Source organism: Sandarakinorhabdus sp. (genome assembly GCF_031430775.1).
Classification (GTDB): domain Bacteria; phylum Pseudomonadota; class Alphaproteobacteria; order Sphingomonadales; family Sphingomonadaceae; genus Sandarakinorhabdus.
Map to the genome: position 1 here is coordinate 1 of NZ_JANPCD010000118.1, position 25,898 is coordinate 25,898.

General features: G+C 66.3%; 23 protein-coding genes. 9 read left to right on the forward strand and 14 right to left on the reverse strand.

Annotation, left to right across the window (positions count from 1 at the left end):
- Nucleotides 1–9: 9 nt before the first annotated feature.
- The gene (gene folE, locus RMQ73_RS07170) at nt 10–597 is read left to right on the forward strand and encodes a GTP cyclohydrolase I FolE (RefSeq protein WP_310497460.1); all 588 of its coding nucleotides are present in this window, start codon (nt 10–12) and stop codon (nt 595–597) included.
- Between the two features lie 36 nt (nt 598–633).
- On the opposite strand, the gene RMQ73_RS07175 is transcribed toward folE, so the two are convergent.
- Both RMQ73_RS07175 and RMQ73_RS07180 read right to left on the reverse strand, forming a co-directional pair.
- Entirely contained in the window at nt 634–1,542 is a 909-nt protein-coding gene (locus RMQ73_RS07175) for a tyrosine recombinase (protein WP_310497406.1), read from the reverse strand.
- The gene (locus tag RMQ73_RS07180) at nt 1,539–3,377 is read right to left on the reverse strand and encodes a hypothetical protein (RefSeq protein ID WP_310497407.1); all 1,839 of its coding nucleotides are present in this window, start codon (nt 3,375–3,377) and stop codon (nt 1,539–1,541) included. Before RMQ73_RS07180 ends, RMQ73_RS07175 begins: the two co-directional genes overlap by 4 nt.
- Nucleotides 3,378–3,440: 63 nt before the next feature.
- On the opposite strand from RMQ73_RS07180, the gene RMQ73_RS07185 reads away from it, so the two are divergent.
- Together RMQ73_RS07185 and aroB are read left to right on the forward strand one after the other, a co-directional pair.
- Entirely contained in the window at nt 3,441–4,016 is a 576-nt protein-coding gene (locus RMQ73_RS07185; RefSeq protein WP_310497461.1) for a shikimate kinase, read from the forward strand.
- Nucleotides 4,010–5,110, forward strand: coding sequence for a 3-dehydroquinate synthase (aroB, locus tag RMQ73_RS07190; protein ID WP_310497462.1), 1,101 nt, complete (start codon nt 4,010–4,012; stop codon nt 5,108–5,110). The genes RMQ73_RS07185 and aroB overlap by 7 nt, the downstream gene beginning before the upstream one ends.
- A gap of 23 nt (nt 5,111–5,133) precedes the next feature.
- Here aroB and RMQ73_RS07195 read toward each other — a convergent pair whose 3' ends face one another.
- Entirely contained in the window at nt 5,134–6,054 is a 921-nt protein-coding gene (locus RMQ73_RS07195) for a dienelactone hydrolase (protein WP_310497408.1), read from the reverse strand.
- A gap of 84 nt (nt 6,055–6,138) precedes the next feature.
- Complete coding sequence (locus RMQ73_RS07200) at nt 6,139–7,749, reverse strand: alkaline phosphatase D family protein (protein WP_310497409.1); 1,611 nt, start codon at nt 7,747–7,749, stop codon at nt 6,139–6,141.
- A 69-nt stretch (nt 7,750–7,818) separates the two neighbouring features.
- Between RMQ73_RS07200 and RMQ73_RS07205 the strand changes: the two genes are divergently transcribed.
- Together RMQ73_RS07205 and RMQ73_RS07210 are read left to right on the forward strand one after the other, a co-directional pair.
- Entirely contained in the window at nt 7,819–7,989 is a 171-nt protein-coding gene (locus RMQ73_RS07205; protein ID WP_310497410.1) for a DUF2256 domain-containing protein, read from the forward strand.
- A gap of 26 nt (nt 7,990–8,015) precedes the next feature.
- A complete protein-coding gene (locus RMQ73_RS07210; protein ID WP_310497411.1) occupies nt 8,016–8,795 on the forward strand; it encodes a class II aldolase/adducin family protein in 780 nt (259 codons plus the stop codon).
- A gap of 43 nt (nt 8,796–8,838) precedes the next feature.
- Here RMQ73_RS07210 and RMQ73_RS07215 read toward each other — a convergent pair whose 3' ends face one another.
- Both RMQ73_RS07215 and RMQ73_RS07220 read right to left on the reverse strand, forming a co-directional pair.
- On the reverse strand, nt 8,839–9,219 hold the full coding sequence (locus RMQ73_RS07215) for a DUF423 domain-containing protein (RefSeq protein WP_310497412.1): 381 nt from the start codon (nt 9,217–9,219) through the stop codon (nt 8,839–8,841).
- Nucleotides 9,219–10,379 (reverse strand): acyl-CoA dehydrogenase family protein, encoded by a 1,161-nt coding sequence (locus RMQ73_RS07220; RefSeq protein WP_310497413.1) that lies wholly within the window; start codon nt 10,377–10,379, stop codon nt 9,219–9,221. Before RMQ73_RS07220 ends, RMQ73_RS07215 begins: the two co-directional genes overlap by 1 nt.
- A gap of 90 nt (nt 10,380–10,469) precedes the next feature.
- Here RMQ73_RS07220 and RMQ73_RS07225 point away from each other — a divergent pair, with 90 nt between their 5' ends.
- Nucleotides 10,470–11,912 carry an AMP nucleosidase gene (locus RMQ73_RS07225; RefSeq protein WP_310497414.1) on the forward strand — a complete coding sequence of 481 codons (1,443 nt, stop codon included), beginning with the start codon at nt 10,470–10,472 and terminating at the stop codon, nt 11,910–11,912.
- Between the two features lie 102 nt (nt 11,913–12,014).
- Here the strand turns inward: RMQ73_RS07225 and RMQ73_RS07230 are convergent, their stop codons facing one another.
- The 5 genes from RMQ73_RS07230 to RMQ73_RS07250 all read right to left on the reverse strand — a co-directional run bounded on the left by RMQ73_RS07230 (nt 12,015) and on the right by RMQ73_RS07250 (nt 18,249).
- The gene (locus RMQ73_RS07230) at nt 12,015–13,361 is read right to left on the reverse strand and encodes a M24 family metallopeptidase (protein WP_310497415.1); all 1,347 of its coding nucleotides are present in this window, start codon (nt 13,359–13,361) and stop codon (nt 12,015–12,017) included.
- Between the two features lie 62 nt (nt 13,362–13,423).
- Nucleotides 13,424–14,686 (reverse strand): N-succinylarginine dihydrolase, encoded by a 1,263-nt coding sequence (locus RMQ73_RS07235; protein ID WP_310497416.1) that lies wholly within the window; start codon nt 14,684–14,686, stop codon nt 13,424–13,426.
- Entirely contained in the window at nt 14,683–16,095 is a 1,413-nt protein-coding gene (gene astD / locus RMQ73_RS07240; RefSeq protein ID WP_310497417.1) for a succinylglutamate-semialdehyde dehydrogenase, read from the reverse strand. The genes RMQ73_RS07235 and astD overlap by 4 nt, the downstream gene beginning before the upstream one ends.
- The gene (locus RMQ73_RS07245) at nt 16,082–17,098 is read right to left on the reverse strand and encodes an arginine N-succinyltransferase (RefSeq protein ID WP_310497418.1); all 1,017 of its coding nucleotides are present in this window, start codon (nt 17,096–17,098) and stop codon (nt 16,082–16,084) included. Before RMQ73_RS07245 ends, astD begins: the two co-directional genes overlap by 14 nt.
- Nucleotides 17,095–18,249 (reverse strand): hydrolase, encoded by a 1,155-nt coding sequence (locus tag RMQ73_RS07250; protein ID WP_409049848.1) that lies wholly within the window; start codon nt 18,247–18,249, stop codon nt 17,095–17,097. Before RMQ73_RS07250 ends, RMQ73_RS07245 begins: the two co-directional genes overlap by 4 nt.
- A 299-nt stretch (nt 18,250–18,548) precedes the next feature.
- Between RMQ73_RS07250 and RMQ73_RS07255 the strand changes: the two genes are divergently transcribed.
- Nucleotides 18,549–20,024, forward strand: a complete 1,476-nt coding sequence (locus tag RMQ73_RS07255) for an amino acid permease (RefSeq protein WP_409049849.1) — start codon at nt 18,549–18,551, stop codon at nt 20,022–20,024.
- Between the two features lie 78 nt (nt 20,025–20,102).
- Here the strand turns inward: RMQ73_RS07255 and RMQ73_RS07260 are convergent, their stop codons facing one another.
- A complete protein-coding gene (locus tag RMQ73_RS07260; RefSeq protein WP_310497422.1) occupies nt 20,103–21,092 on the reverse strand; it encodes an adenosine kinase in 990 nt (329 codons plus the stop codon).
- A gap of 50 nt (nt 21,093–21,142) precedes the next feature.
- A complete protein-coding gene (locus tag RMQ73_RS07265; protein ID WP_310497423.1) occupies nt 21,143–21,364 on the reverse strand; it encodes a hypothetical protein in 222 nt (73 codons plus the stop codon).
- A 113-nt stretch (nt 21,365–21,477) separates the two neighbouring features.
- On the opposite strand from RMQ73_RS07265, the gene RMQ73_RS07270 reads away from it, so the two are divergent.
- The gene (locus tag RMQ73_RS07270; protein WP_310497424.1) at nt 21,478–22,686 is read left to right on the forward strand and encodes an acyl-CoA dehydrogenase family protein; all 1,209 of its coding nucleotides are present in this window, start codon (nt 21,478–21,480) and stop codon (nt 22,684–22,686) included.
- Between the two features lie 48 nt (nt 22,687–22,734).
- Nucleotides 22,735–23,874, forward strand: a complete 1,140-nt coding sequence (locus RMQ73_RS07275; RefSeq protein WP_310497425.1) for an acyl-CoA dehydrogenase — start codon at nt 22,735–22,737, stop codon at nt 23,872–23,874.
- Nucleotides 23,875–23,905: 31 nt separating this feature from the next.
- Here the strand turns inward: RMQ73_RS07275 and RMQ73_RS07280 are convergent, their stop codons facing one another.
- A complete protein-coding gene (locus RMQ73_RS07280) occupies nt 23,906–25,867 on the reverse strand; it encodes an alkyl sulfatase dimerization domain-containing protein (protein WP_310497426.1) in 1,962 nt (653 codons plus the stop codon).
- Nucleotides 25,868–25,898 lie beyond the last annotated feature (31 nt).

Sequence of the window (25,898 nt, forward strand, 5' to 3'; positions counted from 1 at the left end):
GCGGAGCCAGTGGCCGCCGCGCTTCCCGCAGCAATCCCACGGGCCGAAGCCGAAGCGGCGGTGCGCGCCCTGATCCGCTGGGCCGGCGATGATCCGGACCGCGAAGGCCTGCTCGACACGCCTGCTCGCGTCACTCGGGCCTATCTGGAATATTTCAAGGGCTATCGCGAAGACCCCGGCGTGCATCTCAGCCGCACCTTTGGCGAAGTCGGCGGCTATGATGAAATCGTGTTGCTGCGCGATATTCCGTTCCAGTCGCATTGCGAGCATCACATGGCGCCGATCATCGGCAAGGCGCATATCGCGTATCTGCCCCGTGACCGGGTTGTCGGCATTTCCAAGCTGGCGCGCGTGCTCCAGGGCTTTGCCAAGCGGCTCCAGGTTCAGGAGCGTTTGACCGCTGAGGTCGCCGACTGCATCCAGCAGCATCTCGACCCGCACGGTGTCGCCGTGGTCATCGAGGCCAGCCATGCCTGCATGAGCGCGCGCGGCGTGATGACCGCCGGTGTCAGCATGACGACCAGCCGCATGATCGGCGCCTTTCGCGACGATGATCGCAGCCGCAAGGAAGTGCTCAGCCTGATGGGGAAAGGCTGAGCGCGCTGGGGCTGACCCAGCCGCCCGGTGCGCCTGTCAGCCAGTTTTGTCTGCAAGCGGGTGGCGCTCGTTGACCAGCGTCACCAGGGCAGACGCGGCGACATGGGTGTAAATCTGGGTTGTCGCAATATCGGCATGGCCCAGAAGCGTCTGAAGCACGCGCAAATCGGCGCCGCCTTCGAGCAGGTGCGTGGCAAAGGCATGACGAAGCACATGCGGTGATATGCGCTCCGGCGGCAGGCCGGCGGCCACGGCCAGTTCCTTGAGCAACTGCCAGAGCCGTAGCCGGGTCAGATGAGTTTCCGCGCCGCCGTGGCTACGCGAAGGAAACAGCCAGCGGCTGCTGCCGGGCACATGCGCGGCATGCGCGGCCACTGCCACCTCGGCGCGGCTGCCCACCGGCACCAACCGTTCCTTGCCGCCCTTGCCCGTGACAATCAGGAAACCGCGCCCGGCCCGCAGCGCATGGCGCGGCAAGCCGACAAGCTCGCTTGCCCTGAGTCCCGAGCCATACAGCAGCTCGACCAGCGCCATCAATCTGAGCAGGCGCGGGTCATCGGGCCGGGCCGTCCGCTGCGTCTCAAGCGCCATGAACAGCGCGTCCACATCGCGCGGCCCCAATGTCTTGGGCAAAGGCCGATTTGCGGCCGGCAGGGCCAGTTCGCGGCCGGGATCGTCGGCGCGCACGCCCTCGGAAAGCAAAAACGCCAGAAACTGCCGCACCGCCGACGCCTTGCGGGCGCCGCTGGCCCGCGCCATGCCGGCCCAGTGTGCCGCCAACTGTGCCAAGGCTGCGGCATCGGCGCGGCCCAGCCCGCCGTCCAGCCATTCGCTCGCCTGCGCAAGGTCGCGGCCATAGGCCAGCAGGGTGTTGCGTGCGGCGCCGCGTTCGGCAGCAAGCATGTCGAGGAACAGCGCGATCAACTGATGATCGCTGGCGCTCACGCGCTTTTCGTTGGCGTTGTCGCGCTTGCTGATGGCGCCGTCGCGCGGCTGACGGCTTCAGCGGCAACAAGTCGTGCCTCGGCCTGGCGGCCGCTGCGGGCCAGATTGGCGATGATGTGGAACAGATGCGCCGCCGGTACATCGCGCCAGGCGCCTTGCAGGCCGGTGGCTGCCAATATGGCGACATCGCCGATGCGGCCAGTACGCCCGGCTGCATCGATCGCCCGTGTCCAGCTGTTGGCCGGGCGCGGCAGATATTGATCCAGCAATGCCTGCCAGTCACTGCCGCGGGCCGCGCCCAGACCGGCCAGGCCGGCGAGCAGAATGGCGGCGCTGCGGTCCGAGGCGCCGGTCGCGCCTTTCCAATCGTCAAAGGCGTCCGGTGTCACTGGAACGCCGCCGGAGCCGGTTGCCAGCAAGGCCCAGGCACGGGCGCGGGCGGCACTGCCGGCCAGCTGCGATACCGGCCACCAGCGCCGCGCCGCTGCACTGTCGCCCGCCGCCAGCAGCGCCGCGATGATATCGGGGCTTGCCTCGGCAAGATCCGGCGTGACCGGCAGCCGGGCCGCCGCCGCCGCGGTCTCCAGCAGCGCGCCATAGCCATCGCCCCCCGCCGCCACATCGGCGCGCACCCGCGCCATGGCCGCGCTGCGCCGCCGGGCGTCGCCGCCGTCAAACGCCGCGCGCAGCCGGCCGGCGCGGCTGTCGTCGGCATAGCCGCCGGCGGCATCGACCGGGCTGAGCGCCGATACGCCGCCGACCAGTTCGGCGGTGGACAGGGTGCCGATGGCGGCTGCGGCGCGAAGAAATGACAGCCGCACGTCCGGCGCAATGCCATCGTTCCGGACCAGCCAGCCGGCGCGTGCCGGGCCAAGCGCGGCCAATCGCTCGGGCGGTACCGTCAGCCCGGCGGCGCTGGCGACCCCGAACCGATACAGTGTCAGACCATCGACTTCGTTCCAGTTTATGCCCGACGCACGGCCCGCGCCGCCCGCCAGCGTCGAAACTCGTTCGGCCAGCCGCAGGTCGAAGCGGTTTATCCGCCGGTCGCGGCGCAACGCATCGAACACGCTGGCGGCCGTGATGTCATCGCCGGCAATGGCCGCGCACATGCCATAGCCAAGGTCCCATTCCGCCTCGGGCCAAAGGGCGCGGCCGGTTTCGGCAATCGGGCACAGCCCGGCGATGTCTCCGGCGGCCAGTGCCGTCTGGGCTGCAACCCGGTACAGCGCCGGCGTGTAGCGATCGACCGGCACGGCGCCGGCCAATCGGTGGGCGCCGTCGATCTCGCCGATGCGCAGCAGCAGCCCGGCCCTTGCCGCCACCCAGTCGCCGGGCGTGATACCGGAAGGCGCCTGCGCCTGTGACAGCAGCGCCCGGCGCAGCACGATGGCGGCCCAGCGCGATGCCCCCGGCGCCGCAATCCGCCGCGCCAGCCCGGCAAGGAAGCGGCCATCGGCGCCAGCAAAAATGGCCGGGCCATAGCCGCCGGCAGCGGGCGTCAAAAGCCCCAAGCCGCTGATATCGCGCCCGCTCGCCGCTTCGGCAAAAGGATCAGGCTGCGCCGCCGCTTCTGCCAGGGGGTCGGCGGGCAATGCATCATCGGACACCGGCGCACTTATGGCGCCCGGCAGCACGACTTGCTGCGCAGGCGCAGCAGCCGGCGTGTCGAACCCTTCGGGTAGCAGTGATTTGGGCGTGTCGCGATCCTGCCCGCTTGCGGGCAAAGTGCGATCCTGCCCGCCGACGGGCAAGCTCCGATCCTGCCCGCCGACGGGCACTGCCAGCGCTGCCAGCGCCGCCATTGCCATTCCGATGCCAAAAGCTGGTCGCACGTTCATCCCGATATCATCATGCCACTTTGCCAGTGGCGCCGTCCGTGTATAGCCATGGCGGTGATGGCTTGCGACAGCAAAATCCCCGATGAGGCCGCTCTGCGACTGGCGGCAGCCCGCCCCGTGACCTTGATCGGGCTGATGGGCGCCGGCAAGACCACGGTCGGGCGCCGGTTGGCGGCCCGGCTGTCGCTGCCATTCGTCGATGCCGATGCCGAAATCGAGACGGCGAGCGGTTTGACGGTTTCCGAGATATTCGAACGCTTTGGCGAGGCGCATTTTCGTGACGGGGAACGCCGGGTCATAGCCCGGTTGATCGATGGCGTGCCCAAGGTGATTGCGACCGGCGGCGGTGCCTTCATGAACGATGACACGCGCGCGTTGATCCTCGAACGGACGCTGGCGGTCTGGCTGGACGCTGATATCCCGACGCTGGTGGAACGCGTGCGCCGCCGCGAAAACCGACCGCTGCTCATGGGACGCGACCCCGGCGAAGTGCTGACCGAACTGGCGCGGGTGCGAGCGCCCATTTATGCGCTGGCGCCGATCCGCATTCCCAGCCGCGCGGCGCCGCACCAGGAAACGGTGTCGTCGATCATCACGGCGTTGATCGCCGCCAACGGAGCCGAAAAATCGTGATTGTCGACGTGCCGCTGGGTGCCCGCGCCTATCCCATCCATATCCGCGCCGGGCTGATGGCCGATGCCGGCGTGTTGCTGGCGCCGTTGGCGGGGCGTGGGCGCATCGCGGTGATCACCGACGAAACGGTTGCGGCGCTGCATCTGCCGGCGCTCGCAGCCGCGTTGACGGCGGCGGGCATGACTTTCGAAAGCATAGTGCTGCCGCCCGGAGAGGCCACCAAGAACTGGCAGTCGCTGGAACTGGTCGTGGAGCGCCTGCTGACGCTGGGCGTCGAACGCGGCGATGCGGTCGTGGCGCTGGGCGGCGGTGTCATCGGCGACCTGACCGGTTTTGCCGCGTCCATACTGCGGCGCGGCTGCCGTTTCGTGCAGATTCCGACGACTCTGCTGTCGCAGGTCGACAGCTCGGTCGGCGGCAAGACCGCGATCAATGCGGCAGCTGGCAAGAACCTTGTCGGCGCCTTTCACCAGCCGGTGGCCGTGCTGATCGATCCGCAGGTGCTGGCGACGCTGCCGGTTCGCGAATTGCGTGCCGGCTATGCCGAGGTGGTCAAATATGGCCTGTTGGGCGACCCGGCATTTTTTGATTGGTGCGAGGCCAATGGCCCGGCAATCCTGGCGGGCGACGCCGAAGCACAGGGCATGGCCATTGCTGCCTCGTGCCGGGCCAAGACCGCAATCGTGGTGGCCGACGAGCGCGAGACAAACGATGTCCGCGCCCTGCTCAATCTCGGTCACACCTTTGGCCATGCCTTCGAGGCCGAGGCCGGCTTTTCGGACCGGCTGCTGCACGGAGAGGCCGTGGCCATCGGCATGATGGCGGCGCATGATCTGTCAGCGGCGCTCGGACTGTGCCCGGCCGCCGATGCCGCCCGGCTGCGCGCGCATCTGACGGCCATGGGGTTTGCACTGGACCCGGCGGCATTCGGGATCGGTGCCAGCCCGGCACAGCTCATCCACCACATGCGGCAGGACAAGAAGATGCGCGCCGGGAGCCTGCCGTTCATCCTGATGCGCGGCATCGGACGCGCATTCGTCGCCCATGATGTGCCGCTCGCGCGGGTGGAGGCGTTTCTGCAAGGCTGGCTTTGAGGCGTCTTGCCCCAATACGGGGGCTATTTACGCTCCCAATCATCGCCCGGCGCCAGCGGCGGTTTTTTAAGCACCGGTTCGGCTGCGGCCTTTTCGTTCAGCAGCCAATATTGCCACCATGCCGTAGTGACAGCCGCGCTGGCCGCGTGCACGCGCGCTGCGGCTGCATCGCTGCGGGCGCGGCCGGGGTTGCCGGCGAACATCATGTGGTCGGCGCCGCCAAACACCAGCAGCGCCTTGCGGCCATCGGCGGGCAGCGCCTTGAACACGCCGATGCGGTCCGCCAATGCCGATGCGCGGCGGGCAGGATCGGCGGACAGCGGCGCGCCGTCCATTGTCCCTGTCACTGACAGGAACGGCCGGCCGATATCGGCAAACTGCGCCTCGCTGCCGGGCCGGGCATTGGGGCTGAAGGCAATGAAGGCGCGGAATCGCCGGTCGGCAAAGACAAAGCCGGGGCCAAGGCGCTGCCCGGCGATGGCCTGCACGGTCCAGGCGCCCATCGAATGGCCGGCAAGGCCCAATCGGTCGGTATCGATGCGGGCCGTGTCGCAGGCGGTGGCCCTTGGGCCGCGTTCCAGCTCGTCGGCAATAAAGGTCACGTCGGTGGTGCGCTGCACCAGCTGAGCCGCACTGGCGCCGGCCATCACGTGTCTTGCGCGGTCTTCCGGCGTCGCTGCGCCGGCATAGACCGCGCTGTCGCTGCCGGGATGCTGCAACTGGATGACCGCCATGCCCGCCGCGGCCCAGGCCGAAGCCCAGGCCTCGCCGCCATTGCTGTTGCCGCCCAGACCAGGCGACCAGAGCACGGCTGCCGCCTTGCCCTTACCGGCTGGCAAGCGGATTCGCACCGGAATATCCCGGCCGCGCAGCGGGTCGCGCCAGATGCTATCGCACGGCGCAGCGGCCTGTGCCGGCTGCGTGAAAAGCGCGGTTCCGGCCATCAGCAGGATAGAGGCCAGAAAGATTGGGGCCAGAAAGATGGGGGTAGGGCGGACCATACCCCCATCTAGCCATGGCGCGTGCGATCAGACCAGTGTCATGCGTTTCTTGCCGCGTCTGACCACCGCCGATTGCCCGGCGCCGGTGCCGAGATCGACAGCGCGAATCGAGTTCATGAACACCCAGTCGCAGCGCGTTTCTCCGGGTGTGAAGGCGACCGTCATGTAACCGCGCCGGCTGGTGTCGCACCATTGCAGGCCGGGGCTGCTGCCGATCAGCCCGGCGCGCACCACGGCAGGATCGGCGGCAAGCGCCGTCTCATAGCCCGGCGAGGTCACCGACTGGACGCCGAATTCGGCCGCCACCGGCTTGCCATCAAGGCTGTGGTTGAACGCCCAGGCATTGTGACTGTCCCCGGCCACGACGATCAGGTCGGACCCGGCACTTGCGGCGGACTGGAGCAGTCGGCGCCGTGCCTGCGGATAGCCGGACCACATGTCCATGCTGCCCGGAATGCCCAGCGCGGCCGCGGCAAGCCCGCCCTGGATATAGCCCTTGGCGCGGCGGTCGGCATCCGGCGCCAGCCATGACATCGCGTCCTTGGGCGTGAAGACATCGCCCATCACCACCTGCTGCGCGAGGAACTGCCATTTGCGGCCCGACTTGACGGAGCCAGCCAGTGCATCGGCGACGAACGCTTCCTGCTCGGCGCCCAATATGGTGCGCTGCGGCGCGTTCAACACGCCGTCACGGAAATCCTTGAGGCCGGTGGTGCCGCCCTTCATCGCAGCACCCAGATCGAGCTGCTTGTCGCGGCCGGTCATGCGCGTATCGAGCGTGATCACCGAAACCAGATCGCCGATGTCGTACCGCTGCCAGGGCCGGTCGGGGCCGGGCAGCCATTCGGCGTGCGCCTTGAGCGCGGCGGCCTTGCGCATGTTCCAGGCGCCTTCACCTTCCTGATGGTTCTGGGCGCCGCCATTATAGGTGTCGTTGGCGAATTCATGGTCATCCCAGATGGCGATCATCGGGAACAGGCGGTGCAGTTCCTGCAAGCCCGGATCGACACGGTAGCTGGCATAGCGCTGGCGATAATCATCGATGGCGATGATTTCGTCGACCGGCAGCATCTCGCGGCCCGGCATCGGCGCCTCGGGATAGGACCCCATCTGATATTCGTAGATGTAATCGCCCAGATGCACGACCAGATCGACATCGGCGCGGGCAGCGGCATGCGCATAGGCGTTGAAATGCCCGAACGGCCGGTTCGAACAGCTGAACACCGCAATGTTGAAACGGCTGAGCGCGCCCTGCGGCAAGGTGCGGGTGCGCCCCGGCGGCGACATGGTGCCATCGGGCGCAACAAACCGGTACCAGAGCCAGCGGCCATCGGGCAGGCCGGTCATTCGGGCCTGTGCCGTGCCCCATGTCTCGGCGCCGGCCAGCGCCTCGGCCCGGGCGATGATCTGCGCAAAATCCGGTGTTTCGGCCATTTCGACCTTCAGCACGGTTGCTGCGCCATCGGCCCGGGCATAGCGTGTCCAGAGTTTGATGCTGCCGGGGCCGGGATCCCCCGACGCCACGCCGTGCGTGAAGCCGCTGCCGGCCCAGAGCCGTGCCAGCGCCGGACGGGCGGGAAGCAACAAGCCGGCGCCAGTGGCGGCAAGAAAGGCGCGACGATCGATGGCAGAGCGCATGGACGCAAAATCCCCTAGTGAGTCGATGTTCGATAGACGCGCAATGTGACAGGAAAAGGAAAGTTTGCCATGCCGCCCATGCGCCGCAAGTCCGATCTGCCGACCAAGGATTGCCAGGCCTGTGGGCGCCCGTTTGCCTGGCGAAAGAAATGGGCGCGCGACTGGGAAAACGTGCTCTATTGTTCGGATGCCTGCCGAACCGGCGCCTATTCCCGCGCCCGCGCAAATGGGGCAGACTGATTGCACGCCCATCCGGAGAGACTATCATGGCCACGCAGATGAAATCCGCCCCGTCCGTCAAGGATCAGGTCACGCCCGAGGAATGGGCGCTGCGCGTCGATCTGGCTGCCGCCTATCGGCTGGTCGCGCATCATGGCTGGGATGATCTCATCTTCACCCATTTGTCGGTGCGGGTGCCGGGGCCGGAGCATCACTTCCTCATCAACCCCTATAATCTGATGTTCGAGGAAATCACGGCGTCGAGCCTGGTCAAGATCGATGTCGAGGGCCATCCGGTCATCGAAACGCCCTATCTGACCAATCCGGCCGGCTTCACCATTCACAGCGCCATCCATATGGCGCGTGACGACGCCCATGCCGTCATCCACCTGCACACCCCGCATGGCCAGGCCGTGAGTGCGCAGGCCGAAGGGCTGATGCCGCTGACACAGACCGCCATGCTGATCCGAGACGAGCTGACTTATCATCACTATGAAGGCGTCGCGACCGACCTTGATGAGCGCGAACGTCTGGTCGAAGACCTTGGCCCGACCAAGACCGCGATGATCCTGCGCAACCATGGCACGCTGACCGTCGGCGAGACGGTGGGCGAGGCCTTCATCAAGATGTATTTCCTCGAACGCGCCTGCGAGGCGCAATGCCTGGCGCTGTCGGGCGGCGCCGAGCTTATCAACCATCCGCCGCAGGGCACACCGGAAAAAGCCGCCGGTCAGGGCCGAAATGGCCTGAAAGTGGTGGGAAACATGCTGGCCTGGCCGGCGCTGCTCCGCAAGCTCGACCGGATCGACCCAAGCTTCCGGGATTGACGCGGCGCGTCGGTCATCAAACCGGGCGAGAGCGTCGCCCGGCCTAGTCGTCGAAGCGGGCGAGCGAGTCGCCCGCCCAGGCAATCACTGCAATCCACAGCCAGCCGAACAGCATCAGCGTGCCGCCCGCCGGGGCCAGGGCCGCGACCCAGCGCGGTGCGCCCATCGCCAGCAGGTTGAGGTCCATGGCAAAGATGAAACTGCCGGCCGACACCATCCAGGCGCCGGTCTGCGCAACGCGCGACGAGCGCCACGCCAGCAGCGCGAACACGGCGGCGACATGGGGCAACTGGAACATCACCCCGGTCATGATCCAGTCGCGCGCTTGTGCATCATCAATGCCATGGGCCGCGAACGTGCCGAACGTCAGCGCCGTGACGGCATTGAGCGCGGCAAACACCGGCAGATAGCGCGGGCTGGGCATCAGTTGGTGCTCCGCAGCATTTCACGCGCCGTGATCACGCGCATGATCTGGTTGGTGCCTTCGAGGATCTGGTGGACGCGCAAGTCGCGGAAGATGCGTTCCACCGGATAATCCATGAGATAGCCATAGCCGCCGTGCAGTTGCAGCGCCCGGTCGGCAATCGCCATGCCGGTATCGGTGGCAAAGCGCTTGGCCATGGCGGCGAATTGCGTCTTGTCGGCGGCGCCCTCGCTGACCTTGATGGCGGCCTGATAGAGCAGCGCCCGTGCCGCAGCCAGCTCGGTCGCCATGTCGGCAAGCGTGAACTGGGTGGCCTGAAAATCCGATATCGCCTTGCCGAACTGCTGGCGCTGGCGGGTATAGGCCATGGCCTCGTCCAGCGCGCGCTGGCCGCCGCCCAGCGAACAGGCGCCGATATTGAGCCGGCCGCCGTCCAGTCCCGACATGGCGATGGCAAAGCCCTGGCCCTCGGCGCCGACCAGATTGCCGACCGGCACGCGCACCTCGTCGAAATTGACCTGTGCCGTGGGTTGCGAGCGCCAGCCCATCTTGCGTTCGGGCGCGCCGAACGACACGCCGGGCATGTCCTTTTCGATCACCAGGCAGGAAATGCCCTTGGGGCCATCGACTCCGGTGCGCACCATGGTGACGTAAAGGTCGTTGACACCGGCGCCGGAAATGAATGCCTTGGACCCGCTGACGACATAATGGTCCCCCCGCGAATCACTGGCCCGGACGGCGCGGGTCTTGAGCGCAGCAGCATCGGACCCCGACCCCGGCTCGGTCAGGCAATAGCTGGCAATCTTGTCCATGGTGACAAGGCCGGGCAGATATTTCGCCTTCAGCGCATCGTCGCCAAAGCAGTCGATCATCCATGCCGCCATGTTGTGGATGGAGATGAACGCGCTGGTCGATGGGCAGCCGTGCGCCATCGCCTCCATGATCAGCGCGGCCTCCAGCCGGCCCAGACCGATGCCGCCCGACGCCTCGGAGACATAAATGGCGCCGAAACCCAGCGCGGCTGCGGCCTGTACCGTGGCCTTGGGGTAGTGATGCTTTTCATCCCACTCCGCTGCAAACGGCGTGATCTGCTCGGCGGTGAATCGCCGTGCGGCCTCCTGGATGGCACGCTGGTCGTCGTTCAGGTCAAACTGGCTCATGCACCTGCCATAAGACGCAAATGCAGCGGGGTGAAGCATAACTGACGCCAAAGTCTGGCAATTGGGACGTGTTTGGGGCAAAGGCTCAAGATGACGCAGACTCTCCACGACATTGTCGACCAGTTGGTCACCATCCATGCGCAAGCGACGGCCTCGCTGCGCGCCGCGCTCAAGGCCTATATCGACGACGGCACCGAGCCTGATCCCAATGTCCGGGTCAGCGGCGACTGGGCCTATCCGGAATTGCGCCTGCAATATGACGGTATCGCCAGCACCGACCGGCCGATTCGCGCCTTTGCCCGGCTGACACGGCAAGGCAGCTATGCCAGCACCATCACGCGGCCGGCGCTATACCGCGCCTATCTCATCGAGCAGCTCGAATTGCTGATGGCCGATTACGAAGTAACCGTCAGCGTCGGGCGGTCCTCGGTCGAAATCCCATATCCCTATGTGCTGGACGGGGCGGCCGAGCTTCGGCTCGACAATGTCGCGGCGACCGATCTGGCGCGGCTGTTCCCGACCACCGAATTGTCGGTGATCGGCGATGAACTCGCCGATGGGCTGTGGGATGACGGGCTGGCCAACGAACGCCCGCTGGCGCTGTTCGACGGCCCGCGCACCGATTTTTCACTGGCGCGGCTCAAGCATTACACCGGCACCGAGCCGGCGGATTTCCAGCACTATATCCTGCTCACCAACTATCACCGCTATGTCGACGAATTCGTGCGCTGGGCCTGCACCAAATTGGGCACGGACGGTTATGACCGCCTGGCCTGCCCCGGCGGACTGGACATCTTTGCCGACGATCCGGCCGCCGACAAAGCGGCTGCGGACTTTGCCTGGCGCAAGAACCAGATGCCGGCCTGGCACCTCATCGGCCCCAATCGCACCGGCATCACGTTGGTCAACATCGGGGTCGGCCCGGCCAATGCCAAGACGATCTGCGATCACCTTGCCGTGCTGCGGCCCGAGGCGTGGTTGATGATCGGCCATTGCGGCGGCCTGCGGCCATCACAGGCCATCGGCGATTATGTGCTGGCCCATGCCTATCTGCGCGATGACCATGTGCTCGACGATGTGCTGCCGCCCGAAATTCCGGTGCCGGCGCTGTCCGAAGTGCAAAAGGCGTTGCAGGCTGCGACCGAAATGGTGACGGGCGCCAGCGGCGCCGCACTGAAGCCCCGTTTGCGCACCGGCACGGTGGTGACGACCGATGACCGCAACTGGGAACTGCGCTTTTCGCGTTCGGCACTGCGCTTCAACCAGTCGCGTGCCGTGGCCATCGACATGGAATCGGCGACGGTGGCGGCGCAGGGTTATCGGTTTCGCGTGCCCTATGGCACGTTGCTGTGCGTGTCCGACAAGCCGCTGCACGGCGAGATCAAGCTGCCGGGCCAGGCCAACCGTTTTTACGAAGGCGCGATTTCCGAACATTTGCAGATCGGCATCGAGGCGATGATGTTGCTGAGGGGCGAAGGGCAGGCGCTGCATTCGCGCAAGCTCAGGGCGTTCGACGAGCCGCCGTTCCGGTGAAGCGCGGCCAGCGCGCGGACTCGCGCAAAGCCAGCCAGCGAGGCGGCGCGCACCTGCGTGCCGAACCCGGCTGACGTCAGCTTGGGCTTTGCCCAAGCCCTTTCACTTCGCCTCGCAAGCCGTCACGCTGTCCCCGCTGCGCGGCAGCAGATGGAACCGCGTCTGCCGGCCATCGATGTAACGCACCGTATTGCCATCGAAATACGCATCTTCTTCCAGCCGGAACGACACGCTTTGCCCGCCCCATTCCGGCACCTTGGCGCGGGCCGCCAGCTCGATCGACCAGGCGGTATTGGCCCGCATCGGCCATTTGCCTTCCTCGCGCGGGCCCTGATTGTCCCACATGCCGATGGGCGTGCCGGCCGCATGGCCATGGTATCCGATGGGATGGGAATAGATTGTCGGCTCCAGCCCGGCGGCAATCGCCTTGGCCCGCGCCGCCGCCAGCACGTCATTGCCCGGCGCGCCGACCTTGAACGATGACGTCAGCGCGTCCTGCACGCCGTTTGCCGCCGCCAGCCCGGCCTTCAGGCCCGCCGGCGCATCGGTTTCGCCGGGTTTGAGGACATAGGCCATGTGCTGGGTATCGGTGTTGAGGCCCAGATAGCTGATGCCGAAATCGGTCCACAGCAAATCGCCCGGCTGGATGACCGTATCACCGTCCAGCGTCTTGTCGGCCCCCATGCGGGTGATGTTCACCGATGGCTGGAACCAGGTGCCGAGTTTCAGCCCCGCAATGCGCTCGCGGTACCACCAGACGACGTCCTTCGTGGTGGTCAGCCCCGGCGTGATGACCCTGTCCGACAACCCTTCGGCGATGATGGCATGGGCATTGCGCACGATGTCGGGATAGACTGCCATTTCGGCGGGAATGCGCGTCTCCAGCCAGCCGATTGCCAGCGCATCGGCCGGCACGATGCGCCCCCGCAATTTCGCCGGCAGCGCAGCCCGCAGGTCGTCATTCTGGCTGGCGGTCAAGCCATCGGCAAAGCTGTGCAGGCCCGACACATTCAGCGCGATCTTCTTCGGATTGCGTGCCGCGATGATGGCGGCGAGCCGCTGCCACTGGTCAGGCTCGGCATCCGGGTCCCAGGCCGGCGCGAACAGGCCGCCCAGACCGTAACGGCTGACAGTGAGGCGCTCCACACCCATTTGGCCGCCCCGGTCATGGAACACCAAAATGGTCCGCCGCCGCGCATGCATGGATTCGCCGTCCAGCATCGTGGCGACCACCGGGTCCTCCAGATATTCGCGCGCCACCAGCACCCACATATCGACGCCGTTTTCGCGCATCAGCGCCGGCACGATGGTATCCAGCCGCTCCTTCAGCCAGCGGTCCTCCAGCGCCGCGCGCTGCCGCAACGGCAGCACGGCCGGCATGCCCGGATCGGTGAGTTCGGTCTGGCAAAGCTGGGAGGTAGCAAGCAGCGCTGCAATCGTCAGGATCATGGGTTCCCCTTTTGGGCCAGCATAAGGAGAAATGCCCGGCAGGGAAGCGAGATCGGGCCTGCCTAGAACGCCAACTCCGCCAGCAGCGCCTTGCGTGCCGCCCAGGCCTGCGCCCACAAATCCGGGTTGCCGAGGTCATCCGGCCCGATGGCTTCTGGCCATTGCGCGGCGATCAGTGCCTCCAGCGCATCTGCCTTGGCGGCATCGAGCAGGAAGCGCGGATCGATGGTGGCGGGGTCGGCAACGACGCGCAGCCGCAGGCAGGCCGGGCCGCCGCCGTTGCGCATCGATTCGCGCACCTGGACATAATGCACGGCGCGGATCGGGCCGTTTCCTGCCACAAGCGTGTCCAGATACGCCTTCACCGGGGCGCAGTCGTGCGCTTCCATCGGCAGGATCAGCGCCATGGAGCCGTCCGGGACGGTGACCAACTGCGAATTGAACAGATAGGATCGGATGGCGTCGGAAAGGCTCACGGCGCTGGCCGGCACCTCGACGACGACGGCCTGCGGCATCATCCGCGCCAGATCGGCCTTCAGACCGTCCAGATCGGCAAAGGCGTGTTCGTGCGCGAACAGCACATGTTCATTGGCGACCGCGACCACGTCATTGTGAAAGGCGCCGGCATCGATGGCGGTCTGGCTTTGCGCGACGAACAACGTGCGAATCGGTGCAAGGCCGTGGCGGCGGGCGACGGCTTCGCTGGCGCGGCGGTTCTGCCGGGCGGGGAATTTGCCGCCCTCTTCACCATAGACGAAGATTTCCACGCCCGCCTCTCCGTGCCCGCCCGTCAACCGCATGTGGTTGGCAGCGCCTTCATCACCGAACGTGGCCGGCACGGCGGCGTGGACTGCGAACGCAGGGTGCGCAAACGCGATGCGCAACTGCGCCTCAGTGTCCGGGTGTTCGGTGCTGCGATGCGTCATGCGCGACAGGTTAGCGACCGACAGGTGCGCGCGGCCATCGGCGCAATCGGACGCGGGCGACACCGTGGCAGCATTGGCCGTCCACATGGATGATGCCGAACACGCCTGGGCAAACAAGCGCGGGTCGGCGCCATGCGCGGCTGCACAGACTTGCGCATCGCTGCCGGCAAAGCCGAGTTCGCGCAGCCAGGCCGTGTTCGGGCGCTCCAGCGGCAGCAAAAATCCCTGTGTCAGGCCAAGCGACATGGCAAAGCGCATCTTGGCCAGCCCCTGCAGCGCCGCATCGCGCGGGCGGCTGACGGCGCCGGCATTGGACTGGCTGGCAAGATTGCCGAAGCTGAGCGCGGCATAATTGTGCGTCGGGCCGATCAAGCCATCGAAGTTGATTTCGCGAATCATGCCGAGAGCCCTGTCGTGATGCTGCCTTCCGGGCGGTCGGCCTCAAGGCTGGCCACCGGCCATGCGGCGTAATCGGCAGCGTAATAGGCGCTGGGGCGGTGGTTGCCGGACAGGCCGATACCGCCGAACGGCGCGTTGGAAGCCGCGCCATTGGTCGGCCGGTTCCAGTTGACAACGCCGGCGCGGCTGGCCGCCCAGAATCGGTCGTACAGTGCGGCATCGCCGCCGATCAGGCCCGCCGAAAGCCCGAAGCGGGTGGCGTTGGCCGCTGCGATGGCGCTGTCCCAATCGGCCACGCGCGTCAGTTGCAGCACCGGCCCGAACAACTCGCTATCGGGCAGGGCGCCTATGCCGGTGACATCATACAGCGCCGGCAGCAGGAACGGCCGGTCGGCAACGCGGCGGGTGAGGGGCCGGATGGTGCGCGCGCCCCGCGCCCGCAGCGTTTCGACGCCGGCCACCAGGCCGTCTGCTGCGCGGTTGGCGATCACCGGCCCCATGAACGGCTGCGGCGCATCGAGCGGCGCGCCGACGATGATCCGGTCGATCAGCGCCGTGACGCGTTCAAGCAAAGGCCCCTCGGCGCCGTCCTGCACGATCAGCCGGCGCGCGCAGGTGCAGCGTTGGCCTGCCGAAAGATAGCCCGATTGCACGATCAGCGCGGCGGCAGCATCCAGCGCATCATCCGCCACATCCCAGACGATCAGCGGGTTGTTGCCGCCCATTTCCAGCGCGAGAATCTTGCCTGGCGTGTCGGCAAACTGCCGCGCCAGCGCCGCGCCGACATGCGCCGATCCCGTGAACAACAGTCCGTCGATATCTGCAGCAGCAAGATCGCGGCCCGTGTCGCCGCCGCCGTGCACCAGCGTCAGCACGCCGTCCGGCAGGCCGGCGGCGCGCCAGCAATCCGCCATGAAATCGGCCACCGCGGGCGTCAATTCCGATGGCTTGAAGACGATGGTGTTGCCCGCCAGCAGGGCCGGCACGATATGACCGTTGGGCAGGTGCGCCGGAAAATTATACGGGCCAAGCACCGCCAGCACGCCGTGCGGCTTGTGGCGCAGTACCTGCCGCACGCCCGCTGCTTCGCCGCTGCGCGATCCGGCGCGTTCGGCCTGGGCGACGATCGAGATATCGACCTTGGCGGCCACGCTGGCGACTTCGGTGCGGGTTTCCCACAGCGGCTTGCCGGTTTCGCGGGCGATGAGCGCGGCAAAATCCTCCGCCCTGCCCAGCACAGCGTCCTTGAAGGCGCGCACCACGGCAATGCGCGCATCCAGCGGCGTGTGCGCCCAGCCGGGCAGGGCGGCACGTGCGGCGGCCACAGCGGCGCCGACATCGCCGGGCGCGCCGGTCCAGATCACTTCGCCTGTGCAGGGGTCCGTGGAGACGAGTTCAAAATGCGACATGACGGATCATATCCCCCGGTTTGAGGCCCATGACTTCGGCCTCGCCGCGCGCCAACACACGGCCATCATCGCAAACATGCCCGATGAATGTCTGGAAATCGGTCAGCGCGCCGCTGGCGATCAACGCGCGCTGCGGGCTGGCCGGCGCGTCTTCGAGGCGCTCGATGGCCACGAGCCGCGAATCGCGGATGCTGCGGACCTGGTCGGTGCGGGCGGTCACGGTCGGCCCGCCGTCAAAGATGTCGACATAATTGTCATAGCTGAAGCCTTCGGTCATCAGCATGGCCAGCGCGGCGCGGCCGCTGGGGTGCGGCTGGCCGATGACACTGCGCGCCGCTTCGGGCAGCAGCGCGGTATAAATCGGGTGCTTGGGCATCAGATCGGCAATGAACTGGTTGCCGTGGCAGGCGTTGAACCGGTCGGCCTCGGGAAAGCCCATGCCGAAGAACTGCCGGCCCAGCGCATTCCAGAACGGCGAATCGCCGGCCTCGTCCAGCACGCCGCGCAATTCGGCCAGCAACTTGTCGCCGAAACGCGCGCGGTGCTGGGCAATGAACAGATAGCGTGCGCGGGCCAGCAGCCGCCCCAGCCCGCCCGTGCGCAGGTCGGGATGCAGGAACAGCCCGCCGACTTCGCTGGCGCCGTCATGGTCGGTCGTCAGGCTGAGAAACTGGATGGCAAAGCTGCGGCCCAATTTCTTGCTGGTCTGCGACAGGGTGCCGAGCTTGTAGGAAAAAAATGGCCATTCTGATCCGATGCGGCTGAACACCATGCCGCAGCCGCCGATGCGGCCACTGCCGACCTCTTCGAGCAGCAGGATATAAAGCTCGTCCTCGGGCGGCAGGCCATCAGCCCGCGCAAAGCTGGCGTCCGACCGGGCCAGGCGCTGCGCCAGCGCCTCGCGGTTTTGCGGCAGGTTGGTGAAACCGCCGCCGGTCATGTCGGCCAATGCCGATACGGCATCGAGGTCGCTGCCGCGCGCGGGCCGGATGCGCCAGCTCATCGTGTCCAGCCGTTCTGCGCAATGCGCATCAACAAAAGCGCCGACAGCCGGGCGCGTTCCTCAAGCGAATCGGCGCACAGAAATTCGTGCTCCGAATGAATGGCGCCGCCGCGCGGGCCGAGTGTGTCGACAACCGACAAGCCGGTGGCAGCCAGATTGTTGCCGTCGCAGACGCCGCCGGTGTCTCGCCAGGCAATATCGAGCCCGATCGCGGCGCCGCAATCCTTGACCAGTTCGAACAGCCGCCGTTGGTGATCGTCCATCGGCTTGGATGGCCGGGCAAAGCCGCCATGAAGATGGATGCCGACATCATGCGCTGCTGCAATGGCCGCGATGATCGTCGCAACATCGGCGCGGGCACGCGCTTCGGCCCCGGGCGTGCGCGGCCGCATGTTCCAGCGCAGCACGGCATGGTCCGGCACGATGTTGTTCGGCCCGCCGCCCTCGATCCGCGCCGGATTGACGGTCAGATCGTCGGCGACCAGCGCCGCCAGCCGCAGTGCCAGATCGGCGGCGGCGAGGATGGCGTTGCGGCCCTTTTCGGGTTCGCGCCCGGCATGGGCGGCGCGGCCGGTGATGATGGCGGAAAAATTGCCCGATCCGGGCCGCCCGCCCGCCAGCGTGCCGTCGGGCAGCGCCGGCTCATAGGTCAGGCCGAGGTGGCAGCGTGTGGCGGCCTGTGCCAGCAGCGGCGCCGATCCCAGAGAGGACACTTCCTCGTCGCTGTTCAGCACGACCTCCCAGCCGAGCTGCGCCGCAAAGGGCGAAGCCTCAAAAGCCGTCAGCGCCGCCAGCATGACGGAAATGCCGCCTTTCATGTCGGCAGTGCCGGGGCCGTTCAGCGTGTCGGCATTCAGCCAGCGGCAAGTCTGGAACGGATGATCGGCGGCGAACACCGTGTCCATATGCCCGGTCAGCAGCACGCGCACAGCGGCGTCGGGGCGTTTGACGATGTGCAGGTTATGGCCGTGGCGCAGCGCAATTTCCTGCCCGTCGGCGGCAATGACGGTGGCCGATGCCGGCTCTGCCAGTCGCGCGCTGCCGCCAAGCGGTGCAAATGCCTGCATCAACGTGTCGGCCATGGCGCCAAGGCCGTCCAGATTGCGGCTGCCGCTGTTCACGGCGCTCCAGGCCAGGATCTGATCGGTCATGGCGGCGCGGCGGCCCGTGATGGGCGCGAGAGCGGCGGCTTCGGCAGCCGACAAGGATGAGGAAACCGGGACCACGCATCAGCCATAACCGAGGCGGCCACGCGGCGCCAAGGCTATTTTGTGCGCCTCCGCACATTCGCTGACAAAATGTGAGATGTCACACTTGCAGCTTTCGCGCCTTGACCGATGGGCCAGTTCGTGGACATGACAGTGGTATTGCAGGGCGGGTAAACCTGTCCGCGAAAGCTGAAGGGGAATTTTTCTTGAGCAAGTGGCGTGTGAAGTCGCTCGATGCCATCATGGCAACGGCGGGAAAAAAATCGCTGACCCGGTCGCTGGGTGCGTTCCAGCTCACGATGCTGGGCATCGGCGGCATCATCGGCACCGGCATTTTCGTGCTGACCGCCGAAGCTGCGCAGCTCGCCGGGCCGGGCATGCTGATCAGCTTTGTGCTGTCGGCGCTGGTCTGCGGCCTTGCCGCGCTCTGCTATGCCGAACTGGCCGCGATGGTGCCGGTCTCCGGCTCTGCCTACACCTATAGCTACGCGACCTTCGGCGAAGTGCTGGCCTGGATCGTCGGCTGGGCGCTGGTACTCGAATATGCCGTTGCGGCCTCGGCGGTTGCGGTCGGCTGGTCCGGCTACATCGTCGGTGTTCTTGACAATTTTGCTGGTATCGAACTGCCGGCTGCGCTGGTGTCCGGGCCTTATGCCGGCGGCATCATCAACCTGCCAGCCGTGCTGATTGCGCTGGGCGTGACCTGGTTGCTCGTGGTCGGCACGAAGGAGAGCGCCACGGTCAATTCGGTGCTGGTCGTCGTCAAGGTGTCGGCGCTTGCCGCGTTCGTCGCGCTGGCGGTGCCTGCGGCGACAGCCGAAAACTTCACGCCGTTCCTGCCGCTGGGCGCAACGGGCGCCATTGGCGCGGCCTCGATCATTTTCTTTGCGTTTGTCGGATTTGACGCGGTGTCTACCGCCGCCGAAGAAACCAAGGACCCGCAGCGCAACATCCCGATCGGGCTGATTGCCAGCCTGGCAATCTGCACCGTGTTCTACATGCTTGTCGGTGCCGGTGTCATCGGCAGCTACGGCGCCCAGCCGGTGTTCGGTCCGGGTGGTGAAGCTCTGGCGCCGGGCTCATCCGAACTGGCCGCCCAGTGCAAGACCTTTGCCGAGGCGACCCTGCCGGTCGTCTGCTCCAACGAGGCGCTGGCCCATGTGCTGCGTGCCATCGGCCATCCCGGCGTCGGCAACGTGCTTGGCCTTGCTGCCGGCTTTGCCCTGCCGTCGGTGGTGCTGATGATGATGTTCGCCCAAACGCGGGTGTTCTTCGTCATGAGCCGCGACGGCCTGCTGCCGGCCGTGCTGTCCAAGGTCCATCCCAAGTACAAGACGCCGCATATCGTCACCATGATGACCGGTGCCGGCGTGGCGATTTCGGCGGCGTTCTTCCCGGTCGGCCAGCTGGCTTCGGTGTCCAACGGCGGGACCTTGTGCGCTTTCTTCTTCGTCAGCCTGGCGATCATGGTGCTGCGCCGCACCGACCCTGCCCGCGCCCGCAGCTTCCGCACGCCGGCCGTCTGGGTCGTGGCGCCGCTTGCTGCTGCCGGCTGCCTGCTGCTGTTCGGCTTCCTGAGCTGGGTGGCACAGGCGGTGTTCTTCGGCTGGGCGGCGCTGGGCCTGGTGTTCTACTTCTTCTACGGCCGCACGCGGTCCAACGAAGCGCGCGGCATCAGCGATCTCATCGATGTCGTGAAGGCGCCCGGCACCGAATAATCGGAACAACGCAAACAAAAGGCCCGGTCACCACGCGGTGACCGGGCCTTTTTAATGCGCCCAGATGACTGGCCGAGCTTAGCCGAGCCGCGCCCTGACCAGCGCCTTCAGGTCGGCTTCTGGCCGGGCGCCGTAATGGCTGATGACTTCGGCGGCCGCTATGCAGCCGATGCGGGCGCAATCGTCCAGCGGCCGGCCCTCGACCATCGCCGCCATGAAGCCGCCGGCGAACATGTCGCCGGCGCCGGTGCTGTCAACGACGCGGGCAACAACTTCGCCCGGCACTTCGGCGCGCAGGTCCTTGGCAATGACGATGGCGCCCTTTTCCGAGCGCGTAACGACGGTGATGCAGCTGTGCTTTGCCAGTTCGGCCATGGCGATTTCAAGGTCGTCGGTCTGGTACAGCGCCTTCACCTCATGCTCGTTGCCGAACATCAGATCGACATGGCCGGCCAGCAACGCCTGGAAATCGGCGCGGTGCCCCTCGACACAGAACACATCGGACAATGTCATGGCGACCTTGTTGCCGCGCGCGCGGGCCACTTCGATGGCGCGGCGCATGGCGGCGCGCGGCGCGGCGGGATCCCAAAGATAGCCTTCGAGATACAGGATGCCGGCGTCTGCGACCATCGCGGGGTCGAGATCGGCCTGCGACAGTTCCTGGCAGGCGCCAAGATAGGTGTTCATCGTGCGGTCGCCATCGGGCGTCACGACAATCAGGCAGCGGCCCGTCGGCGCGCCGGCCGTGGAGGCGGCAGTGTCGAACGCCACCCCGGCGGCGCGGATGTCGTGGGTAAAGACCCCGCCAAGCTGGTCGCCGGCCACGCGCCCGACAAAGGCCGTGCGCGCGCCCAGTGCCGCCATGCCGACCACGGTGTTGGCGGCCGACCCGCCGCTGATTTCGCGGCCGGGGCCCATGGCCGCATAAAGGGCATCGGCCTCGTCGGAGCCGATGAGCCGCATGCAGCCCTTTTCGATGCCGCGACCCGACAGGAATTCGGGTGTTTCGGTGGTGATGACATCGACAATGGCGTTGCCGATGGCAAGAATATCAAAACGCTGGGCCATGCTGGTTCCTGACGGGAAAGATGGCGCCTGTTAGGCTGTCACCCGCGGCGTTACAATATGCCGCCGCCCATCATCAGGCGAAAGGCGCCGATGGCAATGACTGCCAGATTGAGGTTGCGCCCGCCATTGCTGCTCGACATCGCGCCAAGGCCCAGCCCGACCATGGCCATCGGGATGATCACCCAGTTCGCCCAGCCCAAGAAGGGCAGGAATGCAAAGACGCCGAGAAACAGCGCGCCAAGGCCGATGAGCAGCGAGAAGATGTTCAACATGGGATGGATATGGGCATGGCCGAAGCTGCGACAAGAGGGAGCGGCCGGGAATCCGGCTTGCGAGGGCGCACAATCCGGTTTACGTAAACGTCAACCATTGCAGGGAGAGTCGCATGGATCTGAATTTCAGCCCCGAAGATGTTGCCTTTCGTGACGAAGTGCGCACGTTCATCAACGATCATTATCCGGCCTATCTGAACGAAAAGATTCATGAGGGCGAGGAAATGGCCAAGGAAGATTTCCTGTCCTGGCACAAGGTGCTCCACGCCAAGGGCTGGATCGTGCCCGCATGGCCCGTTGCCTATGGCGGCACCGGCTGGACCCCCGTGCAGCGTTACATCTGGTCCGAAGAAACCGCCCGTGCCGATTGCGTGCGCCTGATGCCGTTCGGCCTGTCGATGGTCGGCCCGGTCATCTACACCTTTGGCACGCCCGAGCAGAAATCGCGCTTCCTGCCGCGCATCCTGTCCGGCGAGGATTGGTGGTGCCAGGGCTATTCGGAGCCGGGTTCGGGTTCGGATCTGGCCTCGCTGCGCACCCGCGCCGAGCGTTTCACCGGCGATGACGGCAAGGAATATTACCGCGTCAACGGCCAGAAGACGTGGACGACCATGGCGCAGCACGCCGATTGGGGCTTTTTCCTCGTCCGCACCGACACGACCGTCAAGGCGCAGGAAGGCATCTCGTTCCTGCTCATCGACATGAAGTCGCCCGGTATCACCGTGCGCCCGATCATCACGCTGGGCGGCGAGCATGAAGTCAACGAAGTCTGGCTGGAAGACGTCATCGTCCCCGTCGATCAGCGTATCTTCGAGGAAAACAAGGGCTGGACCTGCGCCAAGTTCCTGCTTGCGCATGAACGCACCGGCATCGCCGGCGTCGCCGCCTCCAAACGCGGCGTCGAGCGTATCAAGGATGTCGCCCGCGCCACTGCCGATGGCGAAACCGCACTGATGGCCAACCCGTTCTTCAAGCGCAAGATTTCCGAGCTTGAGGTTGATCTGGCGGCGCTGGAATATACCGAACTGCGCACGCTGGCCGGCGAAAGCTCCGGCAAGGGTCCGGGTCCGGAATCGTCCTTGCTCAAGATCAAGGGCACCGAAATCCAGCAGCGGCTGACGGAACTCGCGCTTGAGGCCGCCGGTGTCTATGGCGCGCCCTATTTCCGCAGCTTCGGCGAGGGCGACAATGCCTTTGCCGTCGGCCCGGAAAGCGCGCGCCGCACGGCACCGGTGTATTTCAACATGCGCAAGACCAGCATCTATGGCGGGTCCAACGAAATCCAGCGCAACATCATCGCAAAGATGGTGCTGGGTCTTTGACACGATAATCATGGCACCGGCGCCGGCTTTCGGGCTGGCGCCGGGGCCATGCGCCTGAATTGGGGACGGACGATGGATTTCAACTACACCGAAGTGCAGACCATGCTGCGCGACACGCTTTCGCGCTACCTGGCTGACACGTACAATTTCGACACGCGCCAGAAGGCCGTTGCCACCGGCAAGGGCTGGAATCCGGCCGTGTGGCAGGCCTTTGCCGAAGAACTCGGCATTCTGGGCGCACCTTTCAGCGAGGACCATGGCGGTCTTGGCGGCGGCGCCGTCGAGAACATGATTGTCATGGAAGAAATGGGCCGCGCCATCGTGCTCGAACCCTATCTGTCCACGGTCGTCATCGGCGGCGGCGCGCTCAAGGCGGTCGGCGGCGCAGTGGCCGATGCCCATATCCCCGGCATCATCGCCGGCACGACGCGCATCGCGCTTGCCGCCTATGAACCCCAGAGCCGCTGGGCGCTGCATGACCTGACGACAACGCTCAAGGGCGGCGTGCTGAATGGCCAGAAGGCCGTGGTCGAGGGCGCGGCCCATGCCACGCACCTGCTCGTCACGGCACGCAGCAGCGGCGGCCAGCGCGATGCCGGCGGCGTGACGTTGCTGCTCATCCCGGCCGATCTGCCCGGCATCACCCGCCGCGACTATCTGACCGTCCATGGCAGCAGCGCGTCGGAAGTGTATTTCGAGAATGTCGCCATCGGCGCCGACCATGTGCTCGGCGCTGCCGATGCCGGCCTCGCGATCGTCGACCAGGTCGTGGACGAAGCCACGGCTGCCGCCTGTGCCGAGGCCTGCGGCGTGTTGCGCGTCATGCACGCCACCACGCTGGACTATGCCAAGCAGCGCAAGCAGTTCGGCAAGGCCATCGGCGATTTCCAGGTCATCCAGCACCGGTTGGTGGACATGTTCATGGAAGTCGAACAGTCGGTGTCGATCACGCTGATGGCGACGCTGAAACTCGATACTGCCGAACGTGCTGCTGCGGTGTCCATGGCCAAGGCCAAGGTCAGCAAGGGCGCGCGTTTCGTCGGCCAGAACGCCGTCCAGATCCATGGCGGCATCGGCATCACCCAGGAACTGGCCGTCGGCCATTTCTTCAAGCGGGCGACCCTGTTGGAAAACCAGTTCGGCAGCGCCGACCATCATCTGGCGCGCTATGAAGCCCTGACGATGTAAGCTGCGGGGCGGGCTGTCCGGCCCGCCCCCTTCACGGCGTCACCAGCGGGAAATCGGCCTTTGGCGGCTGGAACAGCGTCATGAACCGCTGAAGCACGGCGATATCGCCTTCGATCTTGAGCGTGCCTGCCGTGATGAGGTCGATGGCCTTGACCTGGCCGCCGATCATCCCCAGCAGCGCGCGGCGCGGCAGGGTCATCGTCGCATTCGCTGCATCGCTGACACCGAGTTCGTGCAACATCACGCCATTGCCTATGGTCACGAGATGGCGCTCGTTCACGTCGGGAATGACGAAAGCGATGGTCATCGGCGCCAGTGCCTTTTCGGGCAGGACACGCACGCTCATCGAATCGAGCAGGTTGGATACGGTGAGGTTGGCGGCGATGCCGCCCGCGCTGCTGCCGCCAACGCCCGGCTTGACGCCTGAGCGCAATTCAAGCGCGCCGCTCAGGTAAAAATCCCGCCACGGTGCGGCTTCGGCACGAAACGCCAGTTGCTCCAGCCCCTGTGCCAATTGCGCCTTGGCGGCCGCATTGTCCGGCTGCGACCGCACCAGATGCCCCAGCAAGGTCACGGCCCAACGGTCATCACCCTTGGCGGCAGCAGCGCGCGCCAGCCGCAGCACTTTCTTGCCGCCGCCCATCGCAGCCACATATCGCACCGCCGCATCGCCGCGCGGCAGCGGATCGAGCATGACCGGATCACCGTCGAATGCGCCCAGATAACGCTGATAGACTGCGCGCGCGTTGAATTTCAGGCTGCCGTAATTGGGCCGGTTGAACCAGGCGCGGGCCAAGGGCTGCGGCAAGCGAATGGCCTCGCCGATCTCCACGGCATTCATGCCCTGGTTCATCATCCGCACGCTTTCGTTGTGCACGAACGTATAGGCCTGCGCGTGCTTGAACAAATAGTCTGACACTTCGCCCCGGCCCCAGCGCGGCCAGAAATGCGAGGTGAACACCACATCCGTCTGCCCGCCATACAGCCGCCGCGCCTGCAACAAATACTCGGCCCAGCCCTTGGCATCGCGCACCAGCGCGCCGCGCGGGGTCAGCAGGTTATGCATGGCGCCATTGGCGTTTTCGGCCATGCAAAGCGCGTTCATGTCGGGCAGGAACAGGTTCATTTCCGCCGGCGCCTCGGTGTTTGGCGTCAACTGGAACACCATGCGCACGCCATCGATAGTGCGCGTGTCGCCCGTCGCGGTGATGCTGTCGTTCGGCGGCAACAGGCCGATCTGGCCGGCGGTGCGTGCCGGGCCAAGCCCTGCCGACACATGCCCCAACGGCCCGCGCGGCAGCAGCGCGCCGAACATATAGGTGGCGCGGCGGAGCATGGCTGGCCCGGCGATGACATTTTCCGACACCGCATGGTCCATGAAACCCTCGGGCGCGATGACGCGCACCTTGCCGCTGGCCACGTCTGCTGCACTCACAACGCCCGGCGCGCCGCCGAAATGATCGGCGTGGCTATGGGTGTAGATCACGGCCATCACCGGGCGCCGGCCAAGTTTTTCGGTGACAAGCTGCATTGCGGCGCGCGCCGCTTCGGCGGTGGTCAACGGGTCGATGATGATCCAGCCGGTGGTGCCGGCAATCACCGTCATGTTTGACAGGTCGAATCCGCGCACCTGCCAGATGCCATCGCGTACCTTGAACAGGCCGTGCCGCGCCAGCAGCGTCGCATTGCGCCACAGGCTGGGGTTGACTGTGTCCGGCGCCGGGCCGTTGAACTGTGCGTCTTCGGACAGGTCGCGCACCACCGTGCCGGCGGCGTCGCGGATCAGCGGGTCGGCAAGCGTGCCGACAAAACCGCGCGCGGCAAAGTCGAAATCCTGAGTGTCGCCCCAGTTCAGCGTCGCCGACAATGCGGCGTTGTCGGCCTTGACGGCTGGGCTGGCCAACGGCGGAGCCGCCGCGTTTTTGGTTGGCGGCGGAGCCGCAAGCGCCGGCGCTGCAAGCAGCAGGAAAAGCGGCAGGGTGCGTGTCATCATGCCTTAAGGCTACGCCCATCGCGGCGCGCCT

Coding starts and splice junctions, on each gene's coding strand:
- RMQ73_RS07185 (WP_310497461.1), top strand. CDS start 3,441: ATGGCTTGCGACAGCAAAATCCCCGATGAGGCCGCTCTGCGACTGGCG.
- RMQ73_RS07195 (WP_310497408.1), bottom strand. CDS start 6,054: ATGGCCGGAACCGCGCTTTTCACGCAGCCGGCACAGGCCGCTGCGCCG.
- RMQ73_RS07200 (WP_310497409.1), bottom strand. CDS start 7,749: ATGCGCTCTGCCATCGATCGTCGCGCCTTTCTTGCCGCCACTGGCGCC.
- RMQ73_RS07205 (WP_310497410.1), top strand. CDS start 7,819: ATGCCGCCCATGCGCCGCAAGTCCGATCTGCCGACCAAGGATTGCCAG.
- RMQ73_RS07210 (WP_310497411.1), top strand. CDS start 8,016: ATGGCCACGCAGATGAAATCCGCCCCGTCCGTCAAGGATCAGGTCACG.
- RMQ73_RS07215 (WP_310497412.1), bottom strand. CDS start 9,219: ATGCCCAGCCCGCGCTATCTGCCGGTGTTTGCCGCGCTCAATGCCGTC.
- RMQ73_RS07220 (WP_310497413.1), bottom strand. CDS start 10,379: ATGAGCCAGTTTGACCTGAACGACGACCAGCGTGCCATCCAGGAGGCC.
- RMQ73_RS07225 (WP_310497414.1), top strand. CDS start 10,470: ATGACGCAGACTCTCCACGACATTGTCGACCAGTTGGTCACCATCCAT.
- RMQ73_RS07230 (WP_310497415.1), bottom strand. CDS start 13,361: ATGATCCTGACGATTGCAGCGCTGCTTGCTACCTCCCAGCTTTGCCAG.
- RMQ73_RS07235 (WP_310497416.1), bottom strand. CDS start 14,686: ATGATTCGCGAAATCAACTTCGATGGCTTGATCGGCCCGACGCACAAT.
- astD (WP_310497417.1), bottom strand. CDS start 16,095: ATGTCGCATTTTGAACTCGTCTCCACGGACCCCTGCACAGGCGAAGTG.
- RMQ73_RS07245 (WP_310497418.1), bottom strand. CDS start 17,098: ATGAGCTGGCGCATCCGGCCCGCGCGCGGCAGCGACCTCGATGCCGTA.
- RMQ73_RS07250 (WP_409049848.1), bottom strand. CDS start 18,249: ATGACCGATCAGATCCTGGCCTGGAGCGCCGTGAACAGCGGCAGCCGC.
- RMQ73_RS07255 (WP_409049849.1), top strand. CDS start 18,549: ATGGCAACGGCGGGAAAAAAATCGCTGACCCGGTCGCTGGGTGCGTTC.
- RMQ73_RS07260 (WP_310497422.1), bottom strand. CDS start 21,092: ATGGCCCAGCGTTTTGATATTCTTGCCATCGGCAACGCCATTGTCGAT.
- RMQ73_RS07265 (WP_310497423.1), bottom strand. CDS start 21,364: ATGTTGAACATCTTCTCGCTGCTCATCGGCCTTGGCGCGCTGTTTCTC.
- RMQ73_RS07270 (WP_310497424.1), top strand. CDS start 21,478: ATGGATCTGAATTTCAGCCCCGAAGATGTTGCCTTTCGTGACGAAGTG.
- RMQ73_RS07275 (WP_310497425.1), top strand. CDS start 22,735: ATGCGCCTGAATTGGGGACGGACGATGGATTTCAACTACACCGAAGTG.
- RMQ73_RS07280 (WP_310497426.1), bottom strand. CDS start 25,867: ATGATGACACGCACCCTGCCGCTTTTCCTGCTGCTTGCAGCGCCGGCG.